The following is a 14,735-nucleotide window of genomic DNA, read 5'->3' on the forward strand; positions in this document are numbered from 1 at the left end:
GCGGAATCATAGAGGGCGGTTGATCGTTCAACGACCGGGTCATTGCGTGCGCGCCGAATCTTCAAGTTTGCTCCCGTAAACTGACCCCGTTGCCCTAGCTATGCACTACCGACGTCGAGTAATCCGAGGAACTGATGAGCCCCGCAAACGAACCCCGCCTCTCCAAGGCTGAACGCACCGCCCAGGCACGGGAGAAAGCGCGCGAAATCCGCGAAGCGCAGCTGAAAAAGGAAAAGCGCAACAAACTCCTGATCGGTTGGGGCATTGTGGTGGCCGTTGTCGCGATCCTTGCCGTCATCGCGTTGGTAGTGACCACCAGCATCCAGCAAAGCGCGCCGATCGCCGATCAGGGTCCCACTCCCGCGAATGGCAACGTGCACGGCGGCGTAACATTGCTGGCCAACTCCGACGTCGTAAAGTCCGATGCTTCGTCCGTGAACGTGGCAGACGTCCCTTCGGCTCCGGCAACCAAGCCCGCCACGATCACTGTTCCCGGTGGTGAGCCCGAGGCCGGCAAGCCCGTCAAGGTGATCGCCTACATCGACTTCATCTGCCCGGTTTGCAAGCGGTTTGAGACAACCTACGGGGAGTCGCTCACCAAACTACGCAACGAAGGCAAGATTTCCGTCGAGTACCGTCCCCTTGGCTTCCTGGACCAGCAATCCACCACCAACTACTCCTCACGCGCCGCAAATGCCGCAGCGTGCGTGGTGAACTCTTCGCCTGAGAAGTACGCCGACTTCTTCAACCTTCTCTTCGAACGCCAGCCTGCCGAAGGCAGCGCCGGTATCTCGGACAACGACCTCAAGGCCATGGCCAAGGAGGTAGGTGCAGCGAACATCGACTCCTGCGTGGACAGCAAGCAGTACCGGCCCTACGTAAAGGTGGCTACGCAAGAAGCGGCGGCCATCGGCATCACGGGCACCCCAACCGTGTTCATCGACGGCAAGAAGTGGGATGGATCCACCGACCTGAACGCTGAAATCCAGACCGCGGTTGACGCCAAGGGCTAGGTTTCAGGAATTTACGACGGCGGCTGGTCGCCTCGGTTTGTGCCTTGCGCTCATCCTGGGGTGGCTGGCCGTCTTCGTGATTTCCGTGACGGGGAGGGTCTGGGCTAACCTTATCTAGCGTCGTTTTCGGCGCATGCCTCCTTAGCTCAGTTGGCCAGAGCACCGCTCTTGTAAAGCGGGGGTCGTCGGTTCGAATCCGACAGGGGGCTCCACAAAAATCCGCGGCGCTACCGGGACCAAGTCCGGTAGCGCCGCGGTTTTGCTTTCCCGGAGACTTCCGGACTCCTTCCGCCCCTGCCATGCGGGAGGGTTTTGTGCGCCGAGATTGTAGGCATTCTTCCGACACCTGCGGACAGGACCGATCGGGGCGGCTCATACACTCCCGACTATCTCAAGTCCAGCGGGCGGCCTGTCAGCACGCATAGACCTGGAATCCCTGCCATTCACGGGCTCGCCGTTGAACGGCTCGTTACGCGAGCTGCGGTTTCGACGCGCCGAACTGGCGAACTGAAGCGGTACTGGGCCCATCTACGGCACACTCATTCGTGCCTTGCACGGTCTAAGGGACTTCCTCCTGCGGCACCGGGATCCTGCGCTGACGTTCACGCTGACCCTGCCGAAGTGCCAGCAGCGGAAACAGGAGCACGGAGAGCATGCCGGCTCCAACCAGTGCCGATGAGATTCCGCTTGAAATGAAGCCCTGATCCCTGCCAATGGCTGTGACTGCAACGATGATCGGCAGGCCGGTTGCCCCGAAAAGCATGATGGCCCGTTTCTCGGCGAACGTGGACCTTGGCGGGGCAGCAAGCATCGACGGCAGGCCTCGGATGATCAGCAGGAGGAGCACGAACAGCGGGACCATTGCCAGGGCTGACGGGCTGGACGTGAGTGCGCCGAGATCGAAATCTATGCCGGTATCGATGAAGAAGATGGGCACCAGGAACCCGAAGGCAACGGCGTCGAGTTTGGTCTCGATCACCTTCCGGTCCCGTTCGGGTGCGCGCGCAATGGCCACTTTCCAGAGGACGCCTGCGGCGAATGCCCCCAGCAACATGTCCAGCCCCAGGACCATGCTCAGCACCACGAGCACGGTGAGGATGAACATGATGGAGCGGACAGCGAACTGGCCGCTGGTGTGGAGAGTCCGGGTGACCTGCGAGTGGAAGAGCGTGTGCCTCGCCTTGGAAGCCAGGAAAATCGCAATGCCGGCCAGGAGAACGAATCCGAGAAGCACCGCCGTAGCCGGTCCCAGCTGCCTGCCGCTGAAAAACAGCGAGATTGCAATCAGGGGACCAAACTCACCAGCTGCACCCAATGCCGTGACGGCGATACCCATCGGGGATCTTGATTCACCGGCATCACGAAGAATGGGCAGCAACGCCCCCAACGCCGTGGAGCACAGCGCCACCCCGATGATGACTGCGGCCCTCCGGCGTGGGGGCCAACAGAAAGCCCGCCCCAACGCCCGCGGCCAACGAGATCAGCCATCCGGCAGAGGCGCGGATGGCGGGACGGCCCCGGATATCGGAAAAATCGATCTCGTTGCCGGCCACGAAGAAGAGCATCGCCAGCCCGAAATCAGCCAGGGTATCTGTGAACTGCGTGGATTCGATCCATCCCAACACGCTGGGACCCAGCAGGATTCCCAGGACGATCTCGAACACCACGAGCGGCACTTTGACCACCCGGTCAAGCAAGCGGACCGCCAGGGGCGCCGCCACAGCCAAGAGTGCGATCAGAACCAAGGATGTAGACAAGCCCTGCATCAGCGGTACCTCCGGTACCTCGGCCGCTTCTACCCCGGCCGCTTCGACGGAAAAGTATTCCAAAGCTACCGCCACACCTTCGATGACGCCATGATGCCGGTGTCCCGGTAGGCGGCCAGAGTTATCCACAAGCAGGAAGAAGCGCACGACGCCGGGTCCCGGCCCGCGTTAGTCTGGTTACCTCGGCTGAAGCAAGCGGCCGCAACACCCACTGTGCGGAGCCGTTTTCCAATGTCCGATGATCCAGACCTGGGCGCCCTTGCGGCGTCTTCCTTTTCCCTCCCCAAGCTCCGCCCCGGCCAACTCGCCGCCATGATTGCGCTCGCCGGCGGCCGCGACGTCCTGGCCGTCATGCCCACTGGGTACGGCAAATCAGCCACCTACCAAGTGGCAGCCAGGTACCTTTTCAACCAAACCGGGCGCCCCGCCGTCGTGGTTTCTCCCTTGATTGCTTTGCAAGAGGACCAGCTGGACGGACTGAACGGGCAGCTGGGTGATGGCGTTGCCGTCGCCATCAACTCCTCCCGCAGCGACTCGGAAGTGGAAGACGCCTGGGAAGCGGCGGAGTCCGGCAAAGCCACTTTCGTGTTTCTGGCTCCCGAACAGTTGGCCAAACAGGAGACTGTGGACCGGATAGCCAAGCTGGACATCACCCTGTTCGTGGTGGACGAGGCCCACTGCGTCTCCTCTTGGGGCCATGACTTCCGCCCCGACTACCTCGATCTGGGAAATGTCCGCGAACGATTGGGAAACCCTCCAGTGGCGGCCCTTACCGCCACAGCCTCCCCGCCTGTGCGCGATGAAATTCTCGAACGGCTGGGCATGAAGGACCCGCTGGTCCTGGTCCGGGGCTTTGACCGGCCCAACATCAGCCTTGACGTGGTCCGGCATGAAGAAGACAAAGGCAAGCGAAAAGCAGTCCTGGAGCAGGTTGCCGTGCTAGCCAAAGGGGGAGAGCGGGGGCTGCTGTACGCCGCCACGCGCAAGGACACGGAAAAGTACGCCGCCAAACTGGCAAAGGAAGGACTCCGCGCGGAGGCCTACCACGCCGGTCGATCCGATACTGACCGGGATCGCATCCATGAGCAGTTCCTGGACGATCAATTGGACGTCGTGGTTGCCACGACGGCGTTCGGCATGGGTATCAACAAACCCAACGTGCGGTTCGTCGTGCATGCCGACATTCCGGAATCCCTGGACGCCTACTACCAGGAAATCGGCCGTTCCGGACGAGACGGTGAACCAGCCGCTGCCACACTGCATTACCGCGAAGAGGATCTTGGTCTGCGGAAATTCTTCGGCACGCATTCACCGGACCCGGATTCGCTCCTGGCAGTCCTGAAGATCCTGAAAGCCGCAGGCGCTCCTGCCCCCAAGAGCGCGCTCGCGGAGCTGACCGGATTCCCTGCGCGGCGCCTCACCGGGCTCGTCAACCAGTTGGAGGAAGCCGGCGCTGTCACCACAGGCAAGCGCGGCATTCGCCTGGCATCCAAAGCCAAACTCTCAGCCCTAGTGGCACGCGCCGTCGAACTGGCCGAGGCCCGGCAGCGCGTTGACCAGTCCCGGCTGACGATGATGCGCGCCTATGCGGAGACGGACAGCTGCCGCCGGCAGTTTCTGCTGGGCTATTTCGGTGAGGAACTTTCGGAGCCGTGCGGCAATTGTGATGTGTGCGCCGCTGCTTCCAGGGCTGTCGATGGCAACTCAAAGCGTGAAAACCCAAATGAACAGCGGGCTGGCGAAAGCGACCTATTCCCGCTGCAGTCCGCTGTGATTCACAAGGAATGGGGTCCGGGTCTGGTGATGAGGCATGAGGACGACGTCATCACCGTCTTGTTCGAGCAGGAAGGGTACAAGACTCTCTCCCGCAGGGCAGTCGTGGAGCACGAACTCCTGAAGCCTGCATAACGCTACGAGGCTCAGTGTTTCAGGTGTTCAGCTCCAGCATCAGGGCGGGCAACTCGTCGGCGAGCTCGCGCGCAAGGAACCCGAGCGGGCCCATTTTGCTGGCCAAGCGGTCGGCTGCGGCGGCGTGCAGGTGGGTTCCCCAACAGGCAGCCTGCGCGCTGGTGGTCCCACGCGCCCGGAGACCGGTGATGGCACCGGCCAGTACGTCTCCACTGCCTGAGGTACCCAAACCTCCGTATCCGGTGGTGATCTTCCACAGTTCAGGGTCCCCGGGGTCTTCTCCAGGTGGGCGTGCGATCACGCCCTGGCAGCTAACCACTGCGTCGTACTGTTCGGCGACGGCGGCAACGTCGGTTTCGAGGTGGTTTACGTCCCGTCCCAGCAGGACTCCAGCCTCAGTCGGGTTGGGAGTGAGGATCAACCGGCCCCGCCAAGGTTCCAACATCCCCTTTAGCTTCACCAGTCCGCCGAGGGCGAAGGCGTCGAGGACAAGAGCCGGCCCTTCGCCTTTGAGTTCCTCCCGCTCCAACAACCTGGCGAGCAATTCCCCTGCCAGGTCCGAATCATCCAGGCCGGGCCCGACCAACACTGCGTCTGCCCGTTCCAAGTACCTTGAGATGACGTCCAGCCCCTCACCGGTAACGGACCCATCGGCAGTTTCCGGCAAGCCCACCGCCCCGCACTCCGGGAACGCGACTCCCACCTGCACGGCCACCGATTCGGCCACAGCCAACGTAATCTTTCCGGCCCCCGCGCGGAGGGCGGCGATGCCGGCCAGGACGGTGGCGCCCGGAGTGGTTCGTGCGCCGCCGATGATCAGAACAGCGCCGCGTGAGTATTTATCTTCGCCCGGAGCGGGCAGCGGCCACTCACGCAGAAGCGATGGCGTCACTTGCGTGGGGCCGGGAGTGCCGTGGAAATCACTGTGGGTGGACACTGGCATCTCCGGCATGCTCGGTGACCGTGACGCCCTGTTCGGTGAGATGATCGGCCACGTTGAAGCTCTCGAGCATCCATGGTCCAGCGCCAGAGGGGCGCACGTACCGGGTAATTGATGCGTTCAGCACCGTTGTGCTGGCGGCGAGATCCAGGATCTCGCGCTCGGACATCCCTTCCAGGACGTACCGGACCAGCAGGATCACTGCATCATGGCAAACGAGCATTACACGGTGTCCTCTTCCCAGGTTGTTGAGCTCGTCCAGGACGGATCGCAGGCGAAGCGCGACGTCAGCCCAGGATTCACCTCCGGGTGGCCTGTAGAACAGCTTGCCCAGCCAGAGGCGCCGCTCGGCCTCATCGGGGTAACGCGTTTCCACGCCTAAGCGGGTGAGTCTGTCCAAAATGCCCAATTCCCGGTCGCGGAGGCGTTCATCCGTGTGGACTTTCAGGGGCCAGCCAGCTGTTTGAACAGCAATTTCCGCTGTCTGAAGGGCGCGTGCATAGGGGGAGGAGACCACCGTGTCCGGGCGGAACTCCTCCGCAATCCGGGACAGCGCAGTTCCCAATGCCTTGGCCTGATCCTGGCCGGTATCCGATAGGTTGACGTCCGGGTCCCTGGCGGGGACGTCAATGACCTCAGCCCGCGCCAGGCGGGCTTCCGTCGCGGCCACGTTGCCTTCACTTTCTCCATGCCGGACCAGCAGCAACTCAACAGCCCCGGCTTCCTGCACAGCCTCTGTCAGTTGCCTTGCCTTTGTCCGCTCGTCGTCGTTCAAAAAAACCAACTCCTTCGCGCGCGCTTGCCGAATGCAGAACACTACCCACTGCGTACCCACGGGACCAGAGAATAAACGCACGACGGCGAGCTACCGTCCCAGCGTTGGCCGTCCACCCGCCGTCGAGCCTGAAAAGACATCAGGGGACCCTCCGGTACTGTTGCCGGAACCCATGGTGAAGTAAGTTGCTCGCATGGAGGACTCATACCAAGTCATCGTGGTGGGTGCCGGATTTGCAGGCGTCGCGGCAGCCAAAAAACTCGGACGCAAGGGCGTACGCGTCCTGTTGATTGACTCGAACAATTACCACCAATTCCAGCCGCTCCTTTATCAACTGGCTACTTCCCAGATCGGGGTTTCAGCCATCACGCGGCCGCTGCGCTCCGTTTTCCGCCGCTATAAGACCGTCAAAATCCTGACGGCGGGTGTTGCCTCCATTGATGCCGCCCAACGGTCAGTCACTACTGCCGATGGCGTGACTTTGCGGGCGGACATCCTCGTCATTGCGGTAGGTGCCGTTCCCAACTTCTTCAACACACCAGGCGCCGGGGAACATGCTTTTCCGTTGTACTCCGTCACCGACGCCACCAGGCTGGGCACCGCCATTACGCGGCTGCTGGATCAGGGCCGACAGAAGCTCAGAAGGCATGGTAGACGTGGTGGTAGTGGGAGGAGGACCCACCGGCGTGGAGACCGCCGGGGCCATGGCAGAAAACGTGAAATACATGGTCCGCAAGTACTTCTCTCCCGAGCTCGCCGCCCGCTGCCGCGTGCACCTGGTGGACATGGTGCCCAGCGTGTTGAACATGTTCTCCACGAAGTCGCAGCGGTACGCCACCGAACGTCTTGGGAAGGTGGGCGTCCAGCTGCATATGGGAGTGGGCGTTACCGAAGTGCGAACAGATGGTGTGGCGCTGGCTGACGGGAGCTTCGTCCCCGCGCAGATCGTCGTTTGGGCAGGCGGTCTGAAAGCAGGAGACCTCATCAGCACTTCGGGACTGACACAGGGCAAAGGTGGGCGCGTCGATGTTCGTCCGGACCTGACCGCCCCGGATGTGGATGGTGTCTACGTCATCGGTGATGCAGCGAACATCACCGATTCCACTGGCGCAAAGTTGCCACAGCTTGGCTCGGTAGCCCAACAATCGGGAAAGTGGGCGGCAGCCAATATCCTTGCAGACCTGACTGGCGGAAGCCGTACTCCCTTCCGCTACGTTGATAAGGGTTATATGGCCATGGTGGGCCGCGGTGCCGCAGTAGCAGAACTGGGCCGCAAGCGAATCCAGTTGCAGGGCCTTTTCGCTTTCTTGTCCTGGCTTCTGGTCCACCTGGCCCTCTTGTCCGGGGTCCAGCAGAAAGTCCGTGCACTATTTTCCTGGCTCAATGGATACCTCCTGCACAGCCCCGCGCAGGTGGTGGTCAGTGGGCCAACCGAGAAGGAGCTCCCTATGCGGACACTTCCCGAAGTACGTCCGGCCCCATGGACCGATACGGGTCTGGAAAAGGAATAGGCTCACCCGGAGGTGGAACGCGCCCTCTGAACGAAATGTGCCACTAATCCCCACGCCATCAGAAGGAAGCCACAGTATCCCAACGGGGACGGGTTGATTGGTATGGCCAACAGCATCAGCAGCACTCCAAGGGCGACAGCAAGAACGTGGCGGGCCCGCGGTTCATAGGGGCGACGCGCCGGGATTCCTGTTTCCAGTTGACGGGCCAAGTCCGGATCCTGGATGAAAAGTTCCCGTTCGAGTTGCTGCAGCACCCTGCGCTCCCGTTCGTTTAGGTGCATGGTTGTCCCTCCCATGTAGAGCTAAGGCTCCTCGGTGCGATCGGTGAGCCAACCGGTTCCTTCAAGGAATTCCAGCGGCACAATAAGCTAAGCATGCTTACTAAATGCTCCGCAAGCAAAATTTTCCGGACCCTCATTCCGGTCCGCGTCCACTTGGGGGACTGGCTACGATGGCAAGTAGGCGACCGTCCTTGAAGTAAACCGCCTTAACCGGGTGCGGGTCGGCTGAAGGAAAATCAGACCCCTTAGACGCATACCAAGCCGCCCAATCAGTACTCGGCGGCCGCAGCAAAGCGATCCCCAAGGCCAAGGATGGTCCTGTTGAATGCCTGCGTGTCCTGCGGGGCCGGCCGCGCGTCAGCCGTAAAAGCCCGCACTGCAGCCATCAACCAGATCAAGAATCTTCTGGTCTCGGCACCGGACAAACTTCGGGCGAAATATCGGTCCCATGCGACGCCGGCGTTGTTACCAGCCCTCCAGCGCACACGACCTTCGGGCCACATGGCTGATCCTGAGCATGTGACCCTGCTGACGCTGAAGACCTTGGCGACCCGCTGTCAATCCTTATCAGCAGAAATCCAAACTGCAGACGCCACTCCGCGGGACATTGTCAACACCTAAGCTCCTATGCTTTGCCATCTGCCAGGCGTCGGGACAGAAGTCGCCAGCCAACTGCTGGTCACTGTCGGCGACAACCCGGATCGTCTGGCCACAGAGGCGCAATTTGCCTCCCTCGTCGGCGTCGCCCCTGTACCCGCGTCATCAGGCAAGACGACCCGCCACCGGCTCAGTAGAGGCGGTGATCGCGACGCCAACCATGCCCTTTATCAGGTCGTCGTGGTCCGAATGGCGTCGTGCCAGCGGACCTAGGACTATGTCGCCAAGCGCACTGCCGAAGGCAAGAGCAAAAGAGAGACCATGCGCTGCCTCAAACGGTACGCCGCCCGGGAAATCTACCGCCAAATCACCAATCCACAACCAGCGCCCGACAACTCAGATTTGCGGCAAATGCGCACCACACTAGGCTGCACCATAACAAGCGCGGCCCGGGAGCTTGGCCTATGGCCCTCAAAGATTTCCCTCCTGGAACGGGGCCGGTACGCGACGACTCCCTCGCCACTGTCTACCGCCGGTGGCTGACCGGGCAATCAGCCGAAAGCAGGCTCTTGGCGTAACCATCAGCAGGTTATCTACTTCCAGGGCTGTATCAGGTGGCAGCCCGTCCATTGGCCGCTTCCTACCTTTCGAGCTCGATTTCCTCGGGGTGCCGTGCCGCGAGACTTCCGAGCAGGCGGAGAGCGTGGTCAGTGGATGATCCCGGTTCGGCTGTAAAGCCAACGAGTTGGAGCCCCGGATCGGTCATGAGCTGCATGGCTTCGTAACTGAGATCGAGGTCGCCCACATCCGGGTGATGGAAAAGTTTCTTGCCGGCAAGGTGTATCCGTACGTCGTGGGCTTCCCAGAGGGCCGCGAATTCGCTGCTGCCGTTTGAGAGCTCATCGATGAGGCTGCGGAGGGCACGATCGGAGGGCACACGCCCTGATTCGGCGCGGAGCAGAGCGACAATTTGCTGCGCCGCGTCCTCCCATTCGCGGTAGGCAACCCTGGCGCGGGGATCGAGGAAGAGGAAGCGGGCGAAGTTCACAGGCCCATGCGGCTCCACAAACATCTCGGAGAAGAGGGCACGGCCGAGCGCGTTCGAGGCAATGACGTCCATCTTCCCGTTCTGCACGATCGCGGGAAACGTCATGGCGTCCAGGATCTGCTGCGTGCCGGGCCGGACCTGATGGGTGCGGGAGGCGGGCTTTCGTTGCGGTGTCCTGGCGCCCCGGTTCGCTGCCCGGACCAGGTCGTACAAGTGGGCGTGCTCGGCATCGTCGAGCTTGAGCGCGCGGCTGATGCCGTCGAGGATGGCGTCCGAGATCCCTGAGGCGTTGCCCCGTTCCAGGCGCACGTAGTACTCAACGCTCATTCCCGCGAGCAGGGCCACCTCTTCGCGGCGAAGCCCCGGCACACGGCGGCGGCCCCCGAAGTCGGGCAGTCCGGCCTCTGCAGGGGTCAGCCGCGATCTGCGCGTAATGAGGAACTCGCGGATGTTGGCGGCGGTGGTCATGCTCTAAATCTACGTCAGGCACCAACCCTGAGGGGGTCCCGCTTATTAACCCTACAGAGCGGGTCTGCCTCCGGCCTGTGGGCTCTCCTTTACTGGATCTATCACGTCATCGGATGGGCAACGGGCCGGATCCGCGGAGCAGAAGGACATGCAGTCATGGCAGAAAAGAACGTTTGGTTCATCACGGGAGCAAGCCGCGGGATGGGCATCGACATCGCCCAGTCCGCTCTCGCCGCAGGCCATTCGGTCGTCGCCACCGGCCGAGACGCGGCCCGGGCCGCGGCAGCAGTTGGAGCTCATGAGGACCTGCTCCCTCTCGCGCTGGACGTCACCGATCCAGCCGCGGCAGAAGCCGCCGTCAAGGCTGCCGTGGACCGCTTCGGTCGCATCGACGTGCTGGTCAACAACGCCGGGAACTTCTACGCCGGCTTCTTTGAGACCCTCAGCCCCGAGCAGATCCGGGCGCAGATGGAGACGAACTTCTTCGGTCCCCTGAACGTCGCCCGCGCCGTCCTGCCAGTTCTGCGTCGTCAACGCTCAGGCCAGATCATCACGGTGACTTCGACTGCCGGGTTTGTCGGCGGTTCGTTCACCTCAGCCTACGCAGCGTCGAAATTCGCCCTCGAAGGGTGGATGGAGTCCCTGAGCCTGGAGGTTGCACCGTTCGGCATTGAAACAATGGCCGTTCAGCCAGGATTCTTCCGCACCGAACTGCTCGTCGAAGGCTCATCAACGATCTGGCCCGAAGTGCACATCCAGGACTATGCCGTGGAAACAGCTTCCACCATCGCGGCTTGGAAGAGCATGAACGGCCAACAGGGCGGAGACCCGGCAAAACTGGCCGACGCGCTGGTCCTGCTCTCCGACCGAGGCACCCTGCCCGCACGCTTCATCGCAGGCGCCGACGCCATGGACGCCATCGAAAAGAAGCAAGCCGCCGTCCAGGAACAGATCGAAGCGAACCGACCGCTGTCCGCGGCACTGTCCTACGACTCCTAAGGAAATACCTATGCCAATCCTGACCGATCCACTGACACTCTCCACGGGCGCTGTGCTGCAGAACCGGTTCGCTCTCGCCCCACTGACAAACCAGCAGAGCCACGAAGACGGAACCGCTTCAGCGCATGACCTCCACTGGTTTGAGCAACTCGCCGCCGGCGGATACTCACTGCTCACCACCGCCGCCGCCAACGTGCAGCCAACCGGCAAGTCCTTCGCCGGCCAGCTTGGCATCTACGACGACCGACACATCCCCGGTCTCGCAGCCATGGCCGACATCGCGCACCGCCACGGAATCCTCACATCTGTCCAGTTGCACCACGGCGGCGCGTTCGCGCGTCAGGACCTGATCGGATCCGAGACGCTCGTTGGGCCCTCCGACGGTGAGAACGCCGGGGCCAGGGCGCTGACCCTTCTCGAAGCCGAACAGCTCCGCGATGACTTCATCGCAGCAGCCGGGCGCGCCCAACGGGCCGGCTTCGACGGCATCGAACTTCACGGTGCCTTCGGCTTCATCCTGTCCGCCTTCCTGTCGCCGGAGACTAACCGCCGCACCGATCACTACGGCGGAAACCCCGACGGACGCTCACGCCTGCTCCGGGAAATCATTCAGGGAATCAGGGCGGCCTGCGGCCCCGGCTTCCACATCGGACTGAGGCTCGCCCTCAGCGGCCAGGACCCCCACCTGCCCGAACTCCGCGACATGGTCGCCGACTTCCTCGAACGCGGCCAGGTCGACTACCTCGACCTGGTCATCCGGAGCCTCGGCACCCGGGTAGAGGTAGGCCCCCACACCGGTGAGCTGCTTGTCGAAATCTTCACAGATCTCCCCAGGGCATCAACCAAGGTGGGTGTTTCCGGGGACGTCATGAGCTCCGCAGGAGCCCAACGCGCCCTGGATCATGGCAGTGATTTCGTCTTCGTCGCCAGCGGCGCGGTCGTCCACCACGACTTCCCGCAGCGGGCCCTGGCGGACCACGCCTACGAAACCCCCCGCCCGCCGTTGCCGGCTTCATTCTTCCGGGACCAGGGACGAAGCCCGGCCTTCGTCGACTACCTCCAAGAATCTCTGGGCTTCGTTGAAGCCCACTGAACAAAACCCAGGACACCTTGTAGCCGCGAAAGGGAACACACCATGAAGATCGCACACCTTGGAGACCTGGAAGTCTCCGCCATTGGACTCGGAGCCATGACCATGGCCGGCACCTACACCAGCGAAGGAGCGCTGGATAACACCGAATCAATCCGCACCATCCACCGCGCCCTCGACCTGGGCGTCACACACATCGACACAGCCGAGATTTACGGGCCGTTCCTGAGCGAAGAGATCGTGGGCCAAGCCCTCAAAGGCCGCCGTGACCAGGTGAAAATCGCCACCAAGTTCGGCCTCGTCTCCCACTCCGGCGGCGGCCCCGGCGTAATCGACAGCAGTGCAGCGAACATCCGCACCGCCGTCGAGGGATCCTTAAAGCGTCTGGGCACCGACCACATCGACCTCTACTACCAGCACCGGGTCGACCAGAACGCACCCATTGAGGAAACCGCCGCAGCAGTCGCCGACCTAATCAGCGAAGGCAAGGTGCTGCACTTCGGCCTGTCCGAAGCCTCCCCGGAAACGATCCGCCGAGCACACGCCGTCCAGCCCCTCACAGCCCTGCAGACCGAGTACTCCCTGTGGACCCGCGAGGTCGAAGACGAGATCCTGCCCCTGCTGCGCGAACTCGGCATCGGCTTCGTCCCCTACTCACCGCTCGGCCACGGCCTGTTGACCGGTCAAATCCGGTCCGTGGATGACTTCGCCGATGATGACTGGCGCAAGACCAACCCCCGTTTCACCGGCGAGAACTTCCACCGGAACCTCGCGATCGTGGACGAGGTGAAGGCCATCGGCGCCGAGGTAGGAGCAACCCCCGCACAAACTGCCCTCGCCTGGCTGCTGACTCGAGGCAACGACATCGCCCCGATCCCGGGCACCCGCCGGGTCGCGCGTGTCGAGGAGAACACCGCAGCGGATTCCATCGAGCTCACGGCCGACCAGCTCGAACGCCTCAACTCACTCCGGCCCGCCGCCGGAGAACGCCACGACGAGACCAACATGGCCTCGATAGACCGCTGATCTGACGCGATAGGACACGACCCCAAACCCGAACTGGTCGTAATGAAACTCTAGAAGTCCGAATCCAAGTCCAGTTTGACGACTATAGGAGCATCGTCGTAGGCCACATGAAGGCGGGCAACAAGACAGCGCTCACCACCGTGCGGAATGTCCTGGGCGAGATCACCACCCGCGAGAAATCGGGCAAAACGCCCATCGAGTTGGACGATGCGCAGGTTACGTCACTGCTTCAAAAGGAAGCTGCCAAGCGCCGGGATACCGCACGCATCTACACCGAAGCCGGGGAAGCAGACAGGGCAGCCGCCGAAGTTGCGGAGGCTGAGATCATCGAGGCGTACCTCCCCAAGGCCCTCAGCCGGGAAGAAGTAGAGGGCATCGTCGACGAAACCATCGCAGCTTTGAAAGCCGACGGGCAGGAACTGTCAATGCGTTCCATAGGCGCCGTCATGAAGCCGGTTACGGCCAAGGTTGCAGGACGCTTCGACGGCAAGACCGTCAGTGAGATCGTGCGGGGCCGCCTGGGCTAGGGCTGCCTAGGACCGGCTGGCTGGCTCGCCCCCGGCGAGTCAGCCGTTCCCAAGCAGCCACCGCAAAGTATCGGCATTGCGCACGGCGTTGCCACCGCCGTCGTTGTTGAAGTAGGCGTACACGTCCTTGCCCGTGCTGTTCCACTCACGGATCCGATCCGCCCACCAGCGAAGGTCCTCCTCCGAATACGAGCCCCCGTACAGGTGATGGGGGTCCGGTCCGTGAAGCCGGACGTAAACGAAGGGTGCCGTGGCCCGGAGGATGCACGGCAGATTGGCCCCGCTCATGATGCAGTAGGCGGCCTCGTGGCGTTCAAGCAACCCGTACACGTCAGTGTGGTCCCAGCTATCGTGCCGGAACTCCACCGCCACGCGAATCCAATGCGGCAAGGCTGCCAGGAAGTAGTCGAGCCGGGCATCATCGCGGGCGAAATCAGGGGGAAGCTGGACAAGCAGCACAGCTCTCTTGTCACCGAGTTCGTGCCAACAGCGGGTAATGCGCTCCACCCACACTTCAGGGCTGTACAGCTTTTTCCCATGTGTGAGGCCGCGCGGTGCCTTGACCGACATCGCAAATCCAGCCGGCAGGCGATCATGCCAGCTTTTGAATGCGGTGTCCCGCGGCCAGCGGTAAAAACTCGCGTTGAGCTCAACGGTGTCGAACCGTGCCACGTAGTGCGCCAGGCGCTTGGCCGTGGGCAGACCCGGCGGGTAGAGCACATTTTCCCAATGGTCGTAGCTCCAGCCCGACGTACCGATACGGATACTCATGCTGTGGATGGTAGT

Annotated in this window: 15 protein-coding genes, 1 tRNA gene and 1 pseudogene; 9 read left to right on the forward strand and 8 right to left on the reverse strand. The window is 62.4% G+C overall.

Translation table 11 applies throughout. From position 1 onward, the window contains the following. Window positions 1–134 precede the first annotated feature (134 nt). The gene (locus tag LDP01_RS14740; RefSeq protein ID WP_224093564.1) at window positions 135–1,013 is read left to right on the forward strand and encodes a DsbA family protein; all 879 of its coding nucleotides are present in this window, start codon (window positions 135–137) and stop codon (window positions 1,011–1,013) included. A 135-nt stretch (window positions 1,014–1,148) separates the two neighbouring features. Next, window positions 1,149–1,225, forward strand: a tRNA-Thr gene (locus LDP01_RS14745). Between the two features lie 347 nt (window positions 1,226–1,572). Here the strand turns inward: LDP01_RS14745 and LDP01_RS14750 are convergent. Beyond that, complete coding sequence (locus LDP01_RS14750) at window positions 1,573–2,421, reverse strand: cation:proton antiporter (protein WP_263433789.1); 849 nt, start codon at window positions 2,419–2,421, stop codon at window positions 1,573–1,575. Then, the gene (locus LDP01_RS23465; protein ID WP_263433790.1) at window positions 2,372–2,926 is read right to left on the reverse strand and encodes a cation:proton antiporter domain-containing protein; all 555 of its coding nucleotides are present in this window, start codon (window positions 2,924–2,926) and stop codon (window positions 2,372–2,374) included. Before LDP01_RS23465 ends, LDP01_RS14750 begins: the two co-directional genes overlap by 50 nt. Window positions 2,927–3,010: 84 nt before the next feature. Here LDP01_RS23465 and LDP01_RS14755 point away from each other — a divergent pair, with 84 nt between their 5' ends. Continuing rightward, window positions 3,011–4,687, forward strand: coding sequence for a RecQ family ATP-dependent DNA helicase (locus LDP01_RS14755; RefSeq protein WP_224093566.1), 1,677 nt, complete (start codon window positions 3,011–3,013; stop codon window positions 4,685–4,687). 19 nt (window positions 4,688–4,706) lie between these two features. On the opposite strand, the gene LDP01_RS14760 is transcribed toward LDP01_RS14755, so the two are convergent. Then, window positions 4,707–5,630, reverse strand: coding sequence for an NAD(P)H-hydrate dehydratase (locus LDP01_RS14760; RefSeq protein ID WP_224093567.1), 924 nt, complete (start codon window positions 5,628–5,630; stop codon window positions 4,707–4,709). Then, window positions 5,608–6,402 carry a histidine phosphatase family protein gene (locus tag LDP01_RS14765; protein WP_396133465.1) on the reverse strand — a complete coding sequence of 265 codons (795 nt, stop codon included), beginning with the start codon at window positions 6,400–6,402 and terminating at the stop codon, window positions 5,608–5,610. The genes LDP01_RS14760 and LDP01_RS14765 overlap by 23 nt, the downstream gene beginning before the upstream one ends. A 193-nt stretch (window positions 6,403–6,595) precedes the next feature. On the opposite strand from LDP01_RS14765, the pseudogene LDP01_RS14770 reads away from it, so the two are divergent. After that, a pseudogene (locus LDP01_RS14770) lies at window positions 6,596–7,913 on the forward strand (NAD(P)/FAD-dependent oxidoreductase). A 2-nt stretch (window positions 7,914–7,915) separates the two neighbouring features. Here the strand turns inward: LDP01_RS14770 and LDP01_RS14775 are convergent. Both LDP01_RS14775 and LDP01_RS14780 read right to left on the reverse strand, forming a co-directional pair. Continuing rightward, window positions 7,916–8,209 carry a DUF3040 domain-containing protein gene (locus LDP01_RS14775; RefSeq protein WP_224093569.1) on the reverse strand — a complete coding sequence of 98 codons (294 nt, stop codon included), beginning with the start codon at window positions 8,207–8,209 and terminating at the stop codon, window positions 7,916–7,918. Between the two features lie 254 nt (window positions 8,210–8,463). Then, on the reverse strand, window positions 8,464–8,697 hold the full coding sequence (locus LDP01_RS14780) for a hypothetical protein (RefSeq protein ID WP_224093570.1): 234 nt from the start codon (window positions 8,695–8,697) through the stop codon (window positions 8,464–8,466). Between the two features lie 124 nt (window positions 8,698–8,821). Between LDP01_RS14780 and LDP01_RS23985 the strand changes: the two genes are divergently transcribed. After that, window positions 8,822–9,064: a transposase gene (locus LDP01_RS23985; RefSeq protein ID WP_224093571.1), complete on the forward strand. Its 243-nt coding sequence runs from the start codon at window positions 8,822–8,824 to the stop codon at window positions 9,062–9,064. 367 nt (window positions 9,065–9,431) lie between these two features. Here LDP01_RS23985 and LDP01_RS14790 read toward each other — a convergent pair whose 3' ends face one another. Continuing rightward, window positions 9,432–10,307, reverse strand: coding sequence for a helix-turn-helix domain-containing protein (locus LDP01_RS14790; protein WP_224093572.1), 876 nt, complete (start codon window positions 10,305–10,307; stop codon window positions 9,432–9,434). A 156-nt stretch (window positions 10,308–10,463) separates the two neighbouring features. On the opposite strand from LDP01_RS14790, the gene LDP01_RS14795 reads away from it, so the two are divergent. The 4 genes from LDP01_RS14795 to LDP01_RS14810 all read left to right on the forward strand — a co-directional run bounded on the left by LDP01_RS14795 (window position 10,464) and on the right by LDP01_RS14810 (window position 13,949). Continuing rightward, a complete protein-coding gene (locus LDP01_RS14795) occupies window positions 10,464–11,306 on the forward strand; it encodes an SDR family oxidoreductase (RefSeq protein WP_224093574.1) in 843 nt (280 codons plus the stop codon). Window positions 11,307–11,316: 10 nt separating this feature from the next. Further along, window positions 11,317–12,399: an NADH:flavin oxidoreductase gene (locus tag LDP01_RS14800; protein WP_224093576.1), complete on the forward strand. Its 1,083-nt coding sequence runs from the start codon at window positions 11,317–11,319 to the stop codon at window positions 12,397–12,399. Between the two features lie 42 nt (window positions 12,400–12,441). Beyond that, window positions 12,442–13,422 carry an aldo/keto reductase gene (locus LDP01_RS14805; protein WP_224093578.1) on the forward strand — a complete coding sequence of 327 codons (981 nt, stop codon included), beginning with the start codon at window positions 12,442–12,444 and terminating at the stop codon, window positions 13,420–13,422. Window positions 13,423–13,529: 107 nt separating this feature from the next. Beyond that, entirely contained in the window at window positions 13,530–13,949 is a 420-nt protein-coding gene (locus LDP01_RS14810) for a GatB/YqeY domain-containing protein (RefSeq protein WP_224093579.1), read from the forward strand. A gap of 39 nt (window positions 13,950–13,988) precedes the next feature. Here LDP01_RS14810 and LDP01_RS14815 read toward each other — a convergent pair whose 3' ends face one another. Continuing rightward, window positions 13,989–14,720, reverse strand: a complete 732-nt coding sequence (locus tag LDP01_RS14815; protein ID WP_224093580.1) for a DUF72 domain-containing protein — start codon at window positions 14,718–14,720, stop codon at window positions 13,989–13,991. Window positions 14,721–14,735 lie beyond the last annotated feature (15 nt).

This window comes from Arthrobacter sp. StoSoilB13 (assembly GCF_019977255.1).
Classification (GTDB): Bacteria; Actinomycetota; Actinomycetes; order Actinomycetales; family Micrococcaceae; genus Arthrobacter.